Genomic DNA, 17526 nt, shown 5'->3' with positions numbered 1-17526 from the left:
CCCTGGCAAGCCGCGTTTCTGGTTTTCGTTGACGGATAGGAAGGTTGTGGATCATGGATGGAACTACAACATAACGTGCGCAATCGAAGTGCCGCCCCGGCCGAGTCACACTAAAAATCGGGTATGACCAACGCTCCCAAGTACATCCACCTGAAGACCCACTCGGCCTACTCCCTGCTCGAGGGCGCGCTGCCGATCGCCAAGATCGCCAAGCTGGCCGAGGCGGCCGGCATGCCGGCCATTGGCCTCACCGACACCAGCAATCTGTTCGGCGCGCTGGAGTTTTCAGAAAAGCTTTCGGGAGCGGGCATTCAGCCCATCTGCGGGGCCACCTACGAGATCGACTTCCGCGACGCCGTCGCGCCCGCCAACGCCCTCATGCGGCCGGGGCAGAACGAGCCGGCCGTGCGCCTTGCCGGGCCAGTCGCGCTGTTGGCAGCCAATCCGGACGGCTACGCCAATCTGATCAAGCTCGCGAGCCAGGCCTTCCTGCTGCCGGACCCGGCCGAGCCGCCGCACATCAAGATCGAAGCCCTCGAAGCGCACCGCGAGGGTCTGATCTTGCTCACGGGCGGCCCGCTCGGCCCCATTGGCCGCGCACTGACCGACGGCCAGCTCGCGCTCGCCCGCGAACGCCTGACGCGTCTTGCCCGCATTTTCGACGGCCAGCTTTACGTCGAGCTGCAACGCCACGGCCTCAAGTTCGAAGAGGAGATCGAGCCGCAGCTCATCTCGCTCGCCTATGAGCTGGGCATCCCGCTCGTCGCCACCAACGAGGTCTACTTCGCGAGCCCCGACGACTACGAGGCCCACGACGCGCTGCTCTGTATCTCCGACGGCCGCATGGTGACGGAGGACGAACGCCGCCGCGTTTCGCGCGAGCACTACTTCAAGAGCGCCGAAGACATGGCCGCTCTCTTCGCCGATCTCCCGGAAGCTCTCGAAAGCACCATCGAGATCGCGCAGCGATGCGCTTACCGCCCGCTGCCGCGCAAGCCTATTCTGCCGCGCTTCGTCTCCGCCGAGGATGCGCCGAACGGCGACCAGTCGGCCGCCGAAGAGCAGGAGCTCACGCGCCAGGCCGAGGAGGGGCTGCGCCAGCGCCTTGCCGTCCAGGGCCTGGCGGAGGGCTTCACCGCCGACGACTACGCCAAGCGACTGGAGTTCGAGCTGGGCGTCATCGCGCGCATGAAGTTTCCGGGCTACTTCCTGATCGTTGCCGACTTCATCAAATGGGCCAAGGCGCATGGAATCCCGGTGGGTCCCGGTCGCGGCTCGGGTGCGGGCTCGGTCGTCGCCTGGGCGCTTACCATCACGGACTTGGATCCGCTGCAGTTCGGCTTGCTGTTCGAGCGCTTCCTCAATCCCGAACGCGTCTCGATGCCGGACTTCGACATCGACTTCTGCCAGGACCGGCGCGACGAGGTGATCCGCTACGTCCAGCAGAAGTACGGCGTCGACCGCGTGGCGCAGATCATCACGCACGGCAAGCTGCAGGCGCGCGCCGTGCTGCGCGACGTGGGCCGCGTGCTGCAAATGCCCTATGGGCAGGTCGACCGCCTCTGCAAGCTCGTGCCGAACAACCCGGCCAATCCGGTGACGTTGCCGGAGGCGATCGAAGGCGAGCCCAAGCTGCAGGAGGAACGCGACGCCGATCCGATGGTCGCGCGCCTGCTCGAAGTCGCCCAGAAGCTCGAAGGCCTCTATCGCCACGCGTCCACGCACGCCGCCGGCATGGTGATCGGCGACCGCCCGCTCGACGAACTCGTGCCGCTCTACCGCGATCCGAAGTCGAACATGCCCGTCACCCAGTTCAACTGGAAGATGGTCGAAGCGGCCGGCCTCGTGAAGTTCGACTTCCTCGGCCTGAAGACGCTCACCGTGCTCACGAAAGCGGTTGAGCTCGTCAAGCGCGGCCGGGGCATCGACATCGATCTGCTCGCCCTCCCGCTCGACGACAAGAAATCCTACGAGCTGCTGGCGAAGGCCGACACGGCCGGCGTGTTCCAGCTCGAAAGCACGGGCATGCGCGAAAGCTTGAAGCGTCTCAAGCCCGACCGCTTCGAAGACATCATCGCAATGGTGGCGCTCTATCGCCCCGGCCCCATGGACAACATCCCGACCTACATCAACCGCAAACACGGCGAGGAGCCGGTCGATTGCCTCCATGCCACGCTGGAAGGCATCCTGAGCGAGACATATGGCGTCATCATCTACCAGGAGCAGGTGATGCAGATCGCCCAGGTGATGGCGGGCTATTCGCTCGGCCAAGCCGATCTCTTGCGTCGCGCCATGGGCAAAAAAGACAAGAACGAGATGGCCAAGCAGCAGGCGCTGTTCGTCGAGGGCGCCATGAAGAACGGCGTCAAAAAGGACGATGCCGCCTACATCTTCGAGCTGGTCGACAAGTTCGCGGGCTACGGCTTCAACAAATCCCACGCCGCCGCGTACGCGCTCGTCAGCTACCACACGGCCTACATGAAGGCGAACTTCCGCGAGGAATTTCTCGCCGCCTCCATGACGCTCGACACCGGCAACACCGACAAGCTGGCCATGTTCGCGGCGGAAGCAAAAAAGAGCGGCATCCGCGTGCTGCCGCCCTGCGTCAACGCCTCCGCCGTCGAGTTCCTGGCCGAGGCTCCCACGAAGACCGAGCCACACGGCGCCATCCGCTACGCGCTCGCCGCCCTGAAGAACATCGGCGCCAGCGCCGTCGAGACCATCGTCGAGAGCCGCAACAAGAAGGGCGCCTATACCTCGCTCGCCGACTTTGCATCTCGCCTCGACACCAAGGCGCTCAACAAGCGTGCGCTCGAAACGCTCTCCGCCGCCGGCGCATTCGACATTTTCGAAAAGAACCGCGCCCTCGTGCACGGCAACGTCGAGCAGGTCATGGCGGAGGCCGGCAAAAAGGCCGACGAGGAGCACACGGGGCAGGGAAGCTTGCTCGGCGGCATGGAGACGAACGCCGCGCCCGTCGTGCTCAAGCTCAAGCCCGTCGAAGCCTGGACGCCGATGGAAAAGCTCCAGAAGGAGTTCGAGGCCGTCGGCTTCTTCCTGTCCGGCCATCCGCTCGATCAGTATGAGCGCGCGCTTGCCAAGCTCGGCGTCCATCGCTACATCGACTTCGAGGCCGCGGCCGCCCGCGGCGGCGCGACGGCCGGACGCCTCGCCGGCATCGTCATTTCCGCACGCGAACGGCGCTCGCAGAAGGGCAACAAGTTCGCCTTCGCGATGTTTTCCGACACGAGCGGCCAGTTCGAGGCCGTCATTTTCTCCGAGACGCTCGCCAACTCGCGTCAGCTCCTCGAATCCGGCAAGGCGGTGCTGCTCTCCGTCGAAGGCGAGCGCGACGGCGAAGCGTTGAAAATGCGCGTTCAGGATGTGTCGTCGCTCGATGACGCGATGGAGCAGCTTCCGCGCACCGTGAAGGCCGTAATCGACGGCAACGTCATGGTCAAAAATCCCGCCATCATCGAACAGCTCAAGGGTCTGCTGCGTCCCGGCAAGGCGGAATTGAAATTTGAGCTGCAATTAGAAGGGTATCAGGAGCCCGTGCCGATTTCCCCTAGGGGAAAATACGACCTCTCTGCAAGGACGATCGGCCGCATGACGACTGTGCCCGGCGTCATATCTGTGCTCGAAATCTGATTGATAAGTCCCCCTCCCCGGACACCGGAACTATTGCGGTGCGTAATGCGTTGTGAGGGCCATGCTGCATTTAGTGAGCGACGGCGAGTTGAGGGAACGTTCGGCCGGCGACGCGTGCACGGCGTTCCAGCGTATCGAAGGCGATCCGGGCGCGACCACGATCGTCTTTTTGCCGTGGTGCATGCCCTATCGGCTCGCAATGGCGCGTCGTATCGTCCCTGAAAACTATCTCGCCTGCTATGAGATGCCCCGCGCAATCGTGAGCTCCGAGCCCGAGATGTGCATCCGCGCGCTTCATGCGGTGGTGGACGACGCCACGCGCAGCTTCGAGCGCTCGCACCTCACGTCCGATCAGCTTCAGGTGGTGGGTCTCAGCATCGGCAATGCCGCCGCGACCATGTTCGCCAACCGCATCGGCGCTAGGCTGTGCTCCGTGGCCTCGGCAGACCGCGGCGATCTCACGTTGTGGGAAAGCCCGGCCTCGCGCCACGTCAGGGCGCACGCCGAGGAAAAGGGCTACCGCGTCTCCGATTTCACGCGTGCGCTCGAGGGCCATCACACGATCGATCACCTCGACAATCTCGCCCCCGGCAGCCGGTTCGTGATCGGCCTTCAGGACGAGTTGCTGCCCGAGGCGCGCCGCGAAGGGCTTATCGCGGCCGTGACCAAACGCGTTCCGGACGCGGAGGTCATTCGCATCGACGCGACACACTTCGGTACCATGCGCGAAACCATCCGCCGCGGTCTCTGCGAGCCGGCACGCCTCCCCCGTGCGCGCGCCTGCCGGGCCTAGATACCCACACCCTCGACGCTGCCCGAAGTTGCCGCATGTCGATTTGCTGCACGAAGATCGTGCAGGAAAATAATTGTGGCCTAAAAACAACGGCCTATGCGCCTTCTTTCCGCATGCTGGAATTCAGCCTGCAACGGTTTTGCGCGCGGAATGTGCCGCGCGGGCCGCACCGGGCCTCATAACGTCCGAACGTCCCTTATTTCTCGTCGTGAATCGTGATTCATTTGCGCGCTGGCCGGGAAACTTCTCCCGGATGCACGCTGCCGCAGCCATCGACCAGATTTGCGAGGAGCGCCCATGTTTCCGATTGGTGACGACAACAGCGCGCGACGCGGTACGCCCGTCGTCACCTTTGCGTTGATCGCGATCAACGTCGCTGTGTTCCTGATCGAGCTGCAGCGAGGCGACGCGTTCGTCACCAAGTGGGCCTTCATACCGGCGCGCTTCTCGAACGATCCTGGAGCCGATGTCTCGACCCTCATCACCGCCATGTTCATGCACGGCGGATGGATGCACCTCGGCGGCAATATGCTCTATCTCTGGATTTTCGGAGACAACGTCGAAGACAGGTTCGGCTCCGTCCGCTTCCTGCTGTTTTACCTCGTGGCTGGCCTCGCTGCGACATTCGCCCAGTTCGCCGTAAACCCCGAGTCCGCCATTCCGAACGTCGGGGCCTCCGGCGCCATCGCGGGCGTGCTGGGCGCCTACCTCCTGATGTTCCCCAAGGCGCGCGTCAACGTCCTGCTTGGCAGGCAGGTGGTCGCCATGCCGGCATTCATCGTGCTCGGCCTTTGGGTCGCGCTGCAGCTCGTCAGTGGCGTGGGATCCATCGCCGACACGGCGCAAACGGAGCAAGGCGGGGTGGCTTACATGGCCCACGTCGGCGGCTTCATCGCCGGTCTGTTTCTCGCCGTCGCCATGGGCGGTCTACGCAAGTCGAACGATATTGCCTGACGACGCATTGCCAATAGTGCCCGGGTAAATCCCAGATAAATGTCTTGTGACATTGCAACTCTTCACTTAGCCTATCGGGAAAAATAAGAACACGCGGACTTAAGGGACGGATTCGTTCGGTTGGGCACACGCGGCGACGCGCGCGCCGTCCGTCTCGAACCCTTGGAGGTCCTCATGCCCGAAGGCGACGGTTCTGTTGGTTTCTCTCTGAAGAAGGTGGCGCTTGCGGCGGTCATCGTCGCGCTGGGCGCGGCTCATGGCGCGTCTGCCGCCAGCGATCAGGCCGAGACGGTTCGCGGATACTTCTGCGATGCCAAGGCCGATCAGATTGCATTTCTGAACTTCAAGGCGCGCGGCGAGAACGAAATCATGGCTGCGAACGCCGTGAACAAGCAGATCGCCAAGGCGTCCTGCGCACCCTATCTGCCGGTGCAAGCGATCCCGGGAAGTGAGCAGACCGTGATGAAGGACGGGCTGGTCTACAAGCTCCAGAGCTTCGTGTTCCTGCCCGAGAAGGTCGAGCGCTGGAGCGGCACGGTGCTCGGGTCGCTGCAGACGACGGCGCAAGACCAGGACATCTGAAGCCCTCGCGTCGCCGGCGAAGCCAAGGCCTTCAAACCAAATCGAAAGCCCGGCCACGCAGTGCGTGGCCGGGCTTTTTGTTTAGTGCCAGAGAGCGTCCTGAGTGATGTCCTACCAGACGGTCGACTTGGACGAGTTGCCCCGCTGCTTGGCCCGCTTCGCGGCCTTGCTCGACGACGAGGACGAAGACGACGAGCCGCAGAAGAAGAAGCAGCCGCCGCTGCTGCTGTCATCCTCGACCACCTGCACAGGCGGCCGCGGCGTCGGCTTCGAAATCTTGGCGACGACCTCAGGCATCTGAACCACGAAGTCGGTGCCGGCGTAACGCGTTTCGCTGCGCGCCATGTCGTAGCTCGAAACGATCAGCGTCGAGCCGGGCTTCACGACTTCCGCGATGAGGTCGCTGACCTCCTTCGGGAACTTGATGCGGTCCAGCGTGCGCTTGGCCTTCTCGGCGTCGGAAGCGGGCGGCGCGGCAACTTCCTGCGGCGCAGCCTTGCGCTTCTTGCGGCCCGGCTCATCGCCCGCATCGAGGCTGCTCATGCGCGTCGAGTACTCGTTGACTTCCGTTGCGGCCCACTTGAGGCCGGTCTTGCTCGGATCCTGCCAGTCGAGCGCAGTGTAAACAAACGTGTCCAGCGGCACGCTCGGATTGTCGATCGTGACCTGCGCGTCGATGATGCGCTCGAAGCCCTGGCGGATGTGCACCATGCCGGTCGCCGAGCTGACGAACACCGAGACAGGATACGAACGGGTGGCTTCACGGCGATCGAAAGCTGCGACGGCCTTCTTGGCAGCCGCTTCCGCATTGGCGGTGGTCTTGACCTCGGCCTTCGCGGTTTTGAGGGCGTCCTGCGCGGCGTCGGCGGCAGCGTCGGCGACCTTCGCGGCGTTGGCGGCAGCGTCGGCGGCTTCTGCTGCGCGATTGGCCTCTTCGGTCTGCGGGGCGATACGCGCGCGCTCTGTGGCTTCCTCGGCCTGCAGCTCTGCGAGCCTGTCGGCGCGCATCTTGGAGGAGTTCTTCGAAAGGCTGGCCACGATCCGCTTCAGCTTGCGTTCCTGAGCCTCGAGCGCGCCCTTTGCCTTGCTGGCTTCGCGCGCGGTCTTGTTGGCGACGCCGCGCGCGTCCTTGGCAGCGGTGCGCGCATCGGCGAGCGCGACCTTGGCCGACTTCTCAGCATCGATCGCGGCCGTGTAGGTGCCGGCAGCGAGCGGGATCGCGTCGACGAGGGCCTGCCGCTCCACGCGGCGGGCTTCAGCGGCGGATTCGATCGTCCGGTCGGCCGGTCCGGTCGCCGCATGAGCGGACGTGGACCCGAGCAGCACGTCGGCAACCTTGAGCGCGGTTGCGCCCGCGCCGTCTGCACGACGTTCGGGAGCCGCGGTCTGGGCAGCGGACGGAAGCGCGGAGAAGAGCGCAGCATGCTCGAACGAGATGGGAGCCTGCACATCCGGCGCGATCACGACGCGCTGGTTGAGGTCCGTGACGTTGAAGAAGCGGCGCGCGAAATCGAAAGGCAGGCGCACGCAGCCGCCGGACGCGGCATAACCCGGAATGACGCCGCCGTGCAGCGCAATGCCGGTCATCGTCAGGCGCTGCATGTGAGGCATCTTCGCGCCGAGATAGATGTTCGACTCGTGGAATTCTTTCTTCTCGATGATGCTGTAGATGCCCTTCGGCGTCTCGTGCCCAGGCTTGCCCGTCGACACGCGCGTCTGCACCACCATGCCGTTCGCGTCATAGACGAACATGCGCTGCTGATTGAGCGACACGAGCAGCGTCAGCGGACCCTGCGTCGTGATCGCAGCGGGTTTCGCGGTCTTTTCGGCAGCGCGCTGCTTGGACTTCGTGCGCTCCTGAGCGGCGGCCTCGGGCGCGGAAAACTGTGTGACGGCGACAATCGCCAGTGATGCGCACGCAAGGCGCAGAATGGATTTTCCAATGCGATTGGAAGGAAGTTGGAAAAGCACGAAAAGTCCCCCTGAAGGCCCGAAAACCGTACGCGGGGCAACGCCTAAGTGCCCTCTGCAACAGTTAATTAGTGGATCATGACGAGTTCGACTTCAATAGGTTACAGTGCAGGAGTTATCGAATTATCTCCACTTGTGCCGGAATTTTCGCTCGAGTGCGGGTTGCCTCATCAAGCCTCTCCGCGAGTACAACAATGAGGTGCCGCACCCGCAGGCAACGGCGCCCAGGCACGCTCCTATCGTGCGCGCGATGAGCAGCAAAAATGGGATCGAACGCGCTGTGCCGCAAATCCGGGTCCCCTCGTAAGGGCGAACCCTTACTCGGCGTGCACGCACAAGGATTTCGACGTTGTGAGGCCTAGGGCCGCCAGGGCTTCCGCTCGTCGCTGTCGGCCGCATCCAGCTCGGCCGCCGTTGCGCGATTGATTTCGCGCGTCAGCGCAAACAGCGCATCCTTGACGCCGGCGCCCGACACGGCCGAAAGCGCGATGGGCTTTTTGCGCGCGGCCTTCTGCAGCTCTGCCAGGCGCTCGGCCAGTGTCTCGGCGTCGAGCGAGTCGATCTTCGACAGCGCCACGATCTCTTTCTTCTTGGCGAGGTCCAGATCGTACGCCTTGAGCTCGCGGCGAACGGTGCGATAGGCCTCGCCCACGTCCTCCTGCGTGGCATCGACGAGATGCAGCAGAACCTGCGTGCGCTCTACGTGCCCGAGAAAACGCGTGCCAAGGCCTGCACCCTCATGCGCGCCTTCGATGAGGCCAGGGATGTCGGCCAGCACGAAATCCTTGTCGCCGGCCCGCACGACGCCGAGGTTCGGATGCAGCGTTGTGAAGGGGTAGTCGGCAATCTTCGGCTTGGCGGCCGAGACCGTCGCGAGGAACGTGGATTTGCCCGCATTGGGAAGCCCCACGAGACCGGCGTCGGCAATCAGCTTCAGGCGCAGCCAGATCGTCAACTCTTCGCCCGGCCGGCCGGGGTTGGCATGGCGCGGCGCCTGGTTGGTCGCGCTCTTGAAGTGCGCGTTGCCGAAGCCGCCGTTGCCGCCGTGCGCGGCCACGTAGCTTTGCCCCACCTCGGTCATCTCGGCGAGAACGGTCTCCTGGTCCTCGGCGAGCACCACCGTGCCCGGCGGAACCTTGACGATGAAGTCCTCGCCGTTGGCGCCGGCCCTGTTCTTGCCTGCGCCGTCGATGCCGCGCTCTGCCTTGAAGTGCTGCTGATAGCGGTAGTCGATCAGCGTGTTGAGGTTCTCCACGCACTGGATGATCACGTCGCCGCCGTTGCCGCCGTCGCCGCCGTCGGGACCGCCGAACTCGATGAACTTCTCGCGGCGGAAGCCGATGCAGCCGTTACCGCCGTCTCCGGCTTTGATGTAGATCTTGGCGAGATCGAGAAACTTCATGCCGAACGCCTCCAGAAGACGGCCGTCATTGGTCGGCTGAGCTGATAAGTCAGGGCGGAAAATTCAGCGCGGCGCGCATCGCACCAAGCCGTGGTCGTCCCGGCCGCCGTGAACCCGAGCTTGCGGATCACGCGCGCCGAGGCGGGATTGTCGTCGAAATGGCAGCAGGTGAGCCGCTTGAAGCCCGCACGCGTAAAGCAGTGGCGCACGAGAGCCGACGCGGCCTCCGTGGCGAAGCCCTGGCCCCACCAGGGCTTGCCTATCCAATAGCCGATCTCGGCCGACCTGTCCGGGCCCGCGACGTAGCCGACGGCGCCGATCAGCGCGCCTTGAAACTCCACCACGCGCACGAACTCGTCTTCGCCGAGCGAGTCCATCCACTCGCGCGCGAGCGCGACCGAATACGGATACGGAATCCGGGCCGTCATGCGCGCGACGTCCCAGTCGCCCGCGAGCCGCGCAAGCTCCGGCGCATCGCTGTCGCGCAGCGCGCGCAGCGTGAGACGTCGGGTTGTGATCGGCTTGGTCATCGAGCCCCGTGTTAGCGCAAGGGTCAGCTTACGTTGGTCGCGAGAAAGAAAAAGGGGGGATGGTGCCCATCCCCCCTCGTCTCATGGAAGAATCCGGTGAGCCTATTCGGCTGCCGTGAGCTTCTCGGGCAGTACCGAGATATAGATGCGGCCGTTGCGCTTGGCCTCGAACTTCACCTTGCCCTCTTCGACGGCAAAAATGGTGTGATCGGTGCCGATGCCGACGCCCGTGCCGGGGTGCCACTGCGTGCCGCGCTGACGGCAGAGGATGTTGCCCGGGATGACGTGCTCGCCGCCGTAGCGCTTGATGCCGAGGCGCTTCGAATGTGAGTCGCGGCCGTTCTTGGTTGAACCGCCAGCTTTCTTTTGTGCCATGACGTTAAGTTCCTTCTCGTTGGAGCAGCGATTGACGCGCTCACAAATGCCTTAGCCCGTGATGCCGACGATGCGGATCTTGGAGAGATCCTGGCGATGACCGCGCTTGCGGCGCGAGTTCTTGCGGCGGCGCTTCTTGAAGGCGATGAGCTTCGGCCCGCGGGTCTGCTCGACCAGCTCAGCCGTCACTTTCGCGCCCGAACCAAGGGCCGAACCGACCTTGATGTCGGCGCCGCTGCCAACAAGCAGCACTTCGGTGAATTCGATCTTCTTTCCGTCTTCGACGGTGAGCCGCTCGACAGTGATGACGTCGTCTTTGGCGACGCGATACTGTTTGCCGCCCGTCTTGATGACAGCGTACATGGATGCCTCTTTCCGCGCGCTTTGGCGCTTTGGGTCTCTCCGCGCCCTGTGGCGGTGCGAATTTAATCGCACACTTTCAAGGGGTTGCTTGAAATTGCAACCTGAGCCTCGGGCAGCGCTCTTAACGCCGCGAACCCTTCGGCCCGCCGCGCTGGTGGTCTTATGCTGGAGATCTCCTTCGAAGTCAATCTGTTGGCCCAAAGCGCCGCGGCCAGCTCCGCGTCTAAGGTTCGACGAGCTAAGCCGTTTGATTACTACCAATATATACGATATATTGGTACATACCGGGAGGAGCTGCGAAGATGAGCAAGACGACGTCCATCGCCCTTGGCGAGCATTTCAATCAGTTCATCGCCGCGCAGGTTTCGCGCGGACGCTATGGCTCGGCCAGCGAAGTCGTGCGGGCAGGCCTTCGGCTGCTGGAGGAGCGGGAGATCCAACTCAAGTCGCTGCGGGACGCCCTGATCGAAGGCGAAGAGAGCGGGCGCGCGGAGCCGTTCGACAACAAAGCGTTCCTCGCCGACATGCACGCTCGCCATGCCGAAAAGGGGTAGGGAATTCAGGCTCAGGCCAAAGGCACGCGCCGACCTTGAAGGTATCTGGCTTTACACCGCCGAGCACTGGTCACCGGCGCAGGCTGACATCTACCATTCCAAGATCGTCGATGTGATGGCGGCGCTGGCGAGCGGCAGTTTGAGGGGGCGCTCCGCCGGGCATGTCCGTGCCGGCTATCTCAAATATGCCGCCGGATCGCATCTCGTGTTTTTCAAGGAAACCGACTTCGGCATCGACGTCATCCGAATCCTGCACCAGCGGATGGATGTCGAAACGCATCTGTAAGACGGCTTTGGGACCAGCGGCGCAGGACCTAACCCATCGGAACGGTCGTCAGCCAGCGAACGTTGTTCGATCGGGCCATTCCCGGTAAAACGTCGAGCGTGCGCCGAACCGATAGGATGAACATGAGCCGCCTTGCTGCCACGGGCCTCGCTGTCGCCGTCTCGCTCCTGGCGCCGCCGCTTCTGGGCGTGCCCGCTCTTGGGACGGAGGCACTCGCCCAGCAAACCGAGGTTCCCGCCAAGGAGGCCTTCGACGCCGCCAAGGAGCTCGGCACCATCGAGGGCTGGAATGCGTTTCTAGAAAGCTATCCCGAGGGCTTCCTGTCCAATCTGGCGCGCGCCTATGTGAAGAAGCTCGAGGAAGGTGGGCCCGAGCCCACGCCAGCGCCCACGGCCGCACAGCCGAAGGCAAAAAAAGAAACACCCGCAACGCCCGCGAATTCGGAAGACGAAGCAGTCGGCGCGCCCGCCGTCGTCCCGGGCAAGCCTGCCGTCGCGCGCGGGGCCAAGTTCATGGGCTTCACCGAGCAGTTCAATCGCTACTATACCGACCCCTCGTGGAAACCCGCAAAGACGGTCTTCGTGAGCCCGGACGGACGGGGCGACGGCGCGAGCCGCGAAACGCCGTCGGCCGCGAAAGACGCCGTACTGGCCGCCGCGCCCGGCACCAAGATCCACTTTCTGCGCGGCAAGTACGATGCGTGCTTCAACTTCACCAAGGAAACCGGCGGCACCTACGATGAGCCCGTCGTGCTCTATGCGGAGCGCAACGACGACAAATCCATCGGCGTCTCGATGACGTGCTGCAAGAGCGGACGTGCGAGCTGCTTCAACCTCGAAGCCGCCGACTACGTCGCCATCGATGGATTCCACATGACGGGCGGAAAGTACGGCGTCCGCATTGTCGGCGAAGGCTACGACGCCAGCCAGCACTCACGCGGCATCGCGGTTCTCCGCTCCACCGGCAACGACCAGGATCGCGACCCGTTCTTCTCCGGCCAGTCGGACTGGAACGTCTGGGAAGCCAATCTCGGGTTCGGCGCCAAAAAGGACGACGGTCACGGGATCTACATCTCCAACGGCAGCGACTGGAACATCGTCCGCTTCAACGAGACGTACGGCAACGTGTCGAGCGATTTTCAGATCAACGCCGATCCGGCCTCCACATGCGCCGACGAAGGCATCCCCTACGACGACGCCCGCTGTGACGCGTATGCGGGCGAAGGCGAGGGAGGGCGCGGCGCGAGCGACTACTTCCTGGTCGAAGGCAACTACTTCCACGATGGTGCGTCGGCCGGTCCGAACTTCACCAGCGTTCGCCGCAGCGTCGTGCGCAACAACGTGTTCGGTCCGCAAGCGCGCCACAACGTGAGCTTCTGGCAGGAGACGGACAATCCCAAGCTCGGATCGAGCGACAACAAGGTGCTGCACAATCTGTTCATCACCACGGGCAAGCATGGCGTGCAGTTTTCCGTGCATTCCACCCGCAATCTGTTCGCCAACAACGTGCTGGTGGGCGTCACGATCGACGGCGGCACTGTCGCGGCCAATCCCGAGGCGTTGTTGATGGAGGTCGATGAGACCGCCGGCGACAATGTCTATCGCGGCAATCTCTATGTCTCGGGCAAGATTGAAGGGCGCGAGCCGGGGAGCGAGGAGGCGGCGCGCGACGATTTCAGCGCCGGCTGGTTCGCCAAGTTTCCGTCCGCAGTCGGCGGCAGCCCGAACGACTTCACGCCGACCGGAGACTCGCCCACTGTCGGAGCCGGCAAGATCCTCGCGGACGCGCCTGCCGACCGCAACGGCGTCGCACGCGCCGGCGACGTCGATCTCGGCCCGATCGAAGTCAAGTAACCCGCCCCCGCATGCACGCAGACGAACCTTTCCGGAGATCCGGAAAGGCCCATCGGGACGTTGCGAAGTCTCGTGGAGACGGCGTCGGCACTACTTGCTGGATTCGCCCTTGTGCCAGTTCGCCGGACCCTCGACCACCGGCTTGCCCTGGAACGTTCCATTCGCGCCCGGCTCGCGGTTCTGGCCCTTGGAATTGATCATATCGCTCTGCTCCTTCGTGAGAGAGCTCTTCATATGCGCGGCGTCCTTCGCCATCGCCGGCGCGGTGATGAGCGCGGCGGAAAGGATGAGACCCATTGCGAATGCGTGCTTGGTCATGACGTGATGCTCCGTGTTCGGTGTCGCGCCTCATGCGCGTGCGCCGAAAAAACGGCGACCGGCACACGGAGTTCCGGCCCGCTGGTTTACTTCGCTGTAAGCTAAATCGCGGCGCGGCCGGCCAGGATCAAAAGCCGGATCAGCTTCTGAGTCCCGGGGCTTCATAGCCCGTGCGCTCGACATACTCGGTGTAACCACCGCCGTAGGTGTGCACGCCGTCCGGGGTCAGCTCGAGCACGCGGTTGGACAGTTTCGCGAGGAAGTGCCGGTCGTGCGACACGAACAGCATGGAGCCCTCGTACTCCGAGAGCGCCGTGATGAGCATTTCCTTCGTCGCCATGTCGAGATGGTTCGTCGGCTCGTCGAGAACCAGGAAGTTCGGCGGATCGTAGAGCATCTTGGCCATCACGAGGCGCGCCTTCTCGCCGCCCGAGAGCACGCGACACTTCTTCTCGACGTCATCTCCCGAGAATCCGAAGCAGCCCGCGAGCGATTTGAGCGAACCGTGCCCCGCCTGCGGATGCGCGTCTTCGAGCGTTTCGAACACGGTGCGGTCGCCGTCCAGAAGATCCATCGCGTGCTGGGCGAAGTAGCCCATCTTCACGCTGCCGCCGACGTTGACCGTGCCGGCATCGGGCGTCGTCGATCCCGCGATCAGCTTGAGCAGCGTGGACTTGCCCGCGCCGTTCACGCCCATCACGCACCACCGCTCCTTGCGTCGCACGTGGAAATCGAGCCCGTCGTAGATGCGCTTGCTTCCGTAGCCCTTGTGCACCTGCTTGATGCTCACGACGTCTTCGCCCGAGCGCGGCGGCACGGGGAAATCGAACATGATCGTCTGGCGGCGCTTCGGCGGCTCCACCCGATCGATCTTGGCGAGCTGCTTGACGCGGCTCTGCACCTGCGCGGCGTGGGAGGCGCGTGCCTTGAAGCGCTCGATGAAGCGGATTTCCTTCGCCAGCATCGCCTGCTGGCGATCGAACTGGGCCTGCTGCTGCTTCTCGGCGAGCGCGCGCTGCTGCTCGTAGAAATCGTGGTTTCCCGAATACGTGGTGAGCGCGCCGCCGTCGATCTCGACGATCTTGCCCACGATGCGGTTCATGAACTCGCGATCGTGCGAGGTCATCAGCAGCAGCCCTTCGTAGCTCTTCAGGAAGTGCTCGAGCCAGATGAGGCTTTCGAGATCGAGATGGTTACTCGGCTCGTCGAGCAGCATCGCGTCGGGGCGCATCAGCAGCACGCGGGCGAGCGCGACGCGCATCTTCCAGCCGCCCGAAAGCGCGCCGACATCGCCGTCCATCATCTCCTGGCTGAACGAGAGCCCCGCCAGCACCTCACGCGCGCGCCCGTCGAGCGCATAGCCGTCCAACTCCTCGAAGCGCGCCTGCACTTCTCCATAGCGCGCGACGATCTCGTCCATCTCGTCGGCCCGGTCCGGATCGGCCATGGCCGCTTCCAGGTCTTTGAGTTCGGCAGCCACTTCGCTGACGGGCCCCGCGCCATCCATCACTTCGGCAACCGCGCTGCGCCCCGACATTTCGCCGACGTCCTGGCTGAAATAGCCGATCGTCACGCCGCGGTCGGTGGAGACCTGGCCTTCGTCCGGCTGCTCGCGCCCGATGATCATGCGAAAGAGCGTGGTCTTGCCCGCGCCGTTCGGCCCGACGAGGCCCACCTTTTCGCCCCGGTGAAGGGCGGCGGAGGCTTCGATGAAGACGATCTGATGGCCGTTCTGTTTGCCGATATTGTCGAGACGGATCATAGGCGCGCTGGTCCTGAAGAAAATTCAGGCGCCCTTATGCCATACGTCGGAGCCGGAGGAAGGGGCGTTTGCGCCTCGAGCGCCGGACTTATCCGCGCGGTGGCCGGCGGCGCTCGGTAAACCAGGCGCGATATTCGGTCATCTTGGTCCGCTGCGTGCCGGAGGCGCGCCGCTTGCAGGTGAGCACCTCCTCGCTGGTATCGGGAGCCCCCCACCGCGCCTCGACGCAGTCGTTGACGTTGTAGGCCATTTCGAGCGCGCCGGTCCGGTCGAGCACATCCTTGAGGGTCAGCGGCCAGGGCGTTCCGTCGGTACGGGTATACGAGAACTTGCGCTGGGCAAGTTCCGTCGCGAGCACGGTGTCCAGCTCCACCTTGACGTCGGCGGCGGTTTTTCCCACCGGCATCGCATACCGCTCCGGACGGCGCGAGACGCGTTCGGGGAAGCCGCGCACCACGTCGATGGCGATCAGGAGGCGCAGGTCGCGGGAGGGCGTCGCGAAATCCTCCCAGGCGCCCGTGGTCTCGAAAATCGAGGCGCCGTCCGGCATCGCCACTTCCGCGCCGCCGCCGGTCTGGTACTTGCGCCCGTTCTCGACCGACGTGACACGCGCATTCACCTGCTCTTCGAGCGCCGTGATCGCCTCCTTCATGGCGCGCATGGGGTCGAGCGGCGCGGGCGACATGACGTCTTCCATGCGGTCGTAGAAGTCTTCGACCGCAAGCTGCGTCTGGTCGAGCGAGAAGTCGCCGTAGTCGGCGTTCTTGGTGATTTCCGCGTTGGTCAGGCGGCGCTGGGCGCCCTTCTCGCGCACGACGGGGCGGAACCGTTTGAAGCCGGGATTGCCGAGCGCCGGATCCTGCGCGAACAGGAAGTTTCCGCGCCAGAAGCGCTTGCGCGCAACCGTGCCGTCGGGCTGGCCGTCGACGGCGAGAAACACGCCCGCCCCATCGCCCGTTTGCGCCACGCGCTTGGTCAGCACGAGAATATGGCCGTATGGGTCGGCGTAGATCGCGCCCGGCCGAAGCGTCTCCTGCTTCAGGGAAACGGGATAGTAGTCGGTGCTGTTGTCGGCCGCGAGCGTGCGTCCCGAGCCCGAATGAACGCCATTGGCGACCGTCGTGCGGAGATAGTAGCCGAAGCCCGGCACGAGCCCTTGCGGCTTCGGCGGCAGCTTGAGGGTGGATGCGGGCTCGGGCGCCGCGCCGAACATGCCGAAGAAATCGCCGCCATCCGAAGCGACCTTCTGGCCGGGGGGCGGCGCGGGCGGCGGCTCTTCCTTCTCGATGTTCCACCATTGCGCGCACCTGGGCGGCTGTCCGGCCCCGCCGCGGGTGCATTTCGCGTAGCCGAAAGGCAGGCCCATCTTGAACGCGAAATAGGCGCGCAGGAAATAGGGAAGGTCGGCGCAATCCGGACGGATGATCTGCCCCTTCTCGTCCTCTCCAAGGCCGAGGTGATTGAACAGCACGTTGCGCGAGCGGTCGCGCAGCACCTCATGCAGGGCAGGCCACGAGGGCGCTTCGTCGAGCGGCGCGTCAAACAGCTTTTCGATCCACGCCGAATAGAGATTTTCCGTGCCGCGGTTCCACGTGTCGCGAACGGGCCAGATGCTCTTCTCGCTGCCGCGCGGCCGCGCCGGGGCTTTGGCCTGCACGCCGATCTCTCGCGTCACGACACTGCACTCGGGCGTCGCGCCTTCGCGCTTCAGGATGGCTTTCCAGGCGCCGGCCGCGGGCTTTTGCACTTCGGCAAACCAGAAGTAGGGTGGCCCGCCGTGACGGTCGCGGGAGGTGACGGCAACGCTGCCGTCCGGTGCCACGAGCGAGAGTTCACCCGCGAGCGCCTGTTCGGATGTGAGCACGACGCGCAGCGGCGCGCCTTTCCAGGGCGCAATCGGCGAAGACAGCACGGCGAGGTTGCCCGCTTCCTTGCACGCGGCGGCGGCGCTCTTGTCTTGAGATTGTGTCTCTTGAGATTTTGTCTGCGCCGCACCCGCATGTGCACCGCCCATAAGACACGCGCTCGCGATCAGCGCGGCGACTGCTGTGGGCCGGACACGTGGGCGTACATGAAACAATCGAGCCCCCAGGTCGCTATTTGTATCGACCGGAAAAACAGTAATTCAAAAG

At 64.2% G+C, this 17526-nt stretch carries 15 protein-coding genes; 7 read left to right on the top strand and 8 right to left on the bottom strand.

Going from position 1 to position 17526, the window contains the following annotated elements; all coding sequences use genetic code 11:
• The first annotated feature begins 123 nt into the window (after window positions 1-123).
• From dnaE to K2Y42_RS05850, 4 genes are all read left to right on the top strand, one after another.
• Window positions 124-3651: a DNA polymerase III subunit alpha gene (dnaE, locus tag K2Y42_RS05865; RefSeq protein ID WP_291149649.1), complete on the top strand. Its 3528-nt coding sequence runs from the start codon at window positions 124-126 to the stop codon at window positions 3649-3651.
• A 61-nt stretch (window positions 3652-3712) separates the two neighbouring features.
• Entirely contained in the window at window positions 3713-4444 is a 732-nt protein-coding gene (locus K2Y42_RS05860) for a hypothetical protein (RefSeq protein WP_291149646.1), read from the top strand.
• Window positions 4445-4741: 297 nt separating this feature from the next.
• Window positions 4742-5398 (top strand): rhomboid family intramembrane serine protease, encoded by a 657-nt coding sequence (locus K2Y42_RS05855; protein WP_291149643.1) that lies wholly within the window; start codon window positions 4742-4744, stop codon window positions 5396-5398.
• Between the two features lie 174 nt (window positions 5399-5572).
• Complete coding sequence (locus K2Y42_RS05850) at window positions 5573-5980, top strand: hypothetical protein (RefSeq protein WP_291149640.1); 408 nt, start codon at window positions 5573-5575, stop codon at window positions 5978-5980.
• Window positions 5981-6091: 111 nt separating this feature from the next.
• On the opposite strand, the gene K2Y42_RS05845 is transcribed toward K2Y42_RS05850, so the two are convergent.
• The 5 genes from K2Y42_RS05845 to rplU form a co-directional block, all read right to left on the bottom strand.
• Window positions 6092-7951: a L,D-transpeptidase family protein gene (locus tag K2Y42_RS05845; RefSeq protein WP_291149638.1), complete on the bottom strand. Its 1860-nt coding sequence runs from the start codon at window positions 7949-7951 to the stop codon at window positions 6092-6094.
• Window positions 7952-8309: 358 nt separating this feature from the next.
• Window positions 8310-9353 (bottom strand): GTPase ObgE, encoded by a 1044-nt coding sequence (obgE, locus tag K2Y42_RS05840; RefSeq protein WP_291149635.1) that lies wholly within the window; start codon window positions 9351-9353, stop codon window positions 8310-8312.
• Entirely contained in the window at window positions 9350-9883 is a 534-nt protein-coding gene (locus tag K2Y42_RS05835; protein WP_291149632.1) for a GNAT family N-acetyltransferase, read from the bottom strand. Before K2Y42_RS05835 ends, obgE begins: the two co-directional genes overlap by 4 nt.
• 102 nt (window positions 9884-9985) lie before the next feature.
• Window positions 9986-10258, bottom strand: a complete 273-nt coding sequence (gene rpmA, locus K2Y42_RS05830) for a 50S ribosomal protein L27 (RefSeq protein ID WP_291149629.1) — start codon at window positions 10256-10258, stop codon at window positions 9986-9988.
• Window positions 10259-10309: 51 nt separating this feature from the next.
• A complete protein-coding gene (gene rplU / locus K2Y42_RS05825; protein WP_291149626.1) occupies window positions 10310-10621 on the bottom strand; it encodes a 50S ribosomal protein L21 in 312 nt (103 codons plus the stop codon).
• 302 nt (window positions 10622-10923) lie between these two features.
• Here rplU and K2Y42_RS05820 point away from each other — a divergent pair, with 302 nt between their 5' ends.
• From K2Y42_RS05820 to K2Y42_RS05810, 3 genes are all read left to right on the top strand, one after another.
• Complete coding sequence (locus K2Y42_RS05820; protein WP_291149623.1) at window positions 10924-11175, top strand: type II toxin-antitoxin system ParD family antitoxin; 252 nt, start codon at window positions 10924-10926, stop codon at window positions 11173-11175.
• Entirely contained in the window at window positions 11159-11461 is a 303-nt protein-coding gene (locus K2Y42_RS05815; protein WP_291149620.1) for a type II toxin-antitoxin system RelE/ParE family toxin, read from the top strand. Before K2Y42_RS05820 ends, K2Y42_RS05815 begins: the two co-directional genes overlap by 17 nt.
• 122 nt (window positions 11462-11583) lie before the next feature.
• Window positions 11584-13314, top strand: coding sequence for a right-handed parallel beta-helix repeat-containing protein (locus tag K2Y42_RS05810; RefSeq protein WP_291149618.1), 1731 nt, complete (start codon window positions 11584-11586; stop codon window positions 13312-13314).
• A 90-nt stretch (window positions 13315-13404) separates the two neighbouring features.
• Here the strand turns inward: K2Y42_RS05810 and K2Y42_RS05805 are convergent, their stop codons facing one another.
• From K2Y42_RS05805 to K2Y42_RS05795, 3 genes are all read right to left on the bottom strand, one after another.
• The gene (locus tag K2Y42_RS05805; RefSeq protein ID WP_291149616.1) at window positions 13405-13632 is read right to left on the bottom strand and encodes a hypothetical protein; all 228 of its coding nucleotides are present in this window, start codon (window positions 13630-13632) and stop codon (window positions 13405-13407) included.
• A 139-nt stretch (window positions 13633-13771) separates the two neighbouring features.
• Window positions 13772-15394 (bottom strand): ABC-F family ATP-binding cassette domain-containing protein, encoded by a 1623-nt coding sequence (locus K2Y42_RS05800; protein ID WP_291149613.1) that lies wholly within the window; start codon window positions 15392-15394, stop codon window positions 13772-13774.
• Between the two features lie 88 nt (window positions 15395-15482).
• Window positions 15483-17408 carry a hypothetical protein gene (locus K2Y42_RS05795; protein ID WP_291149610.1) on the bottom strand — a complete coding sequence of 642 codons (1926 nt, stop codon included), beginning with the start codon at window positions 17406-17408 and terminating at the stop codon, window positions 15483-15485.
• Between the last annotated feature and the right edge of the window lie 118 nt (window positions 17409-17526).

The organism is Hyphomicrobium sp. (assembly GCF_019744875.1).
Lineage (GTDB): Bacteria > Pseudomonadota > Alphaproteobacteria > Rhizobiales > Hyphomicrobiaceae > Hyphomicrobium_C.
The sequence above is the reverse complement of the archived record's forward strand: the minus strand, read 5'-3'. Positions and strand labels throughout refer to the sequence as shown.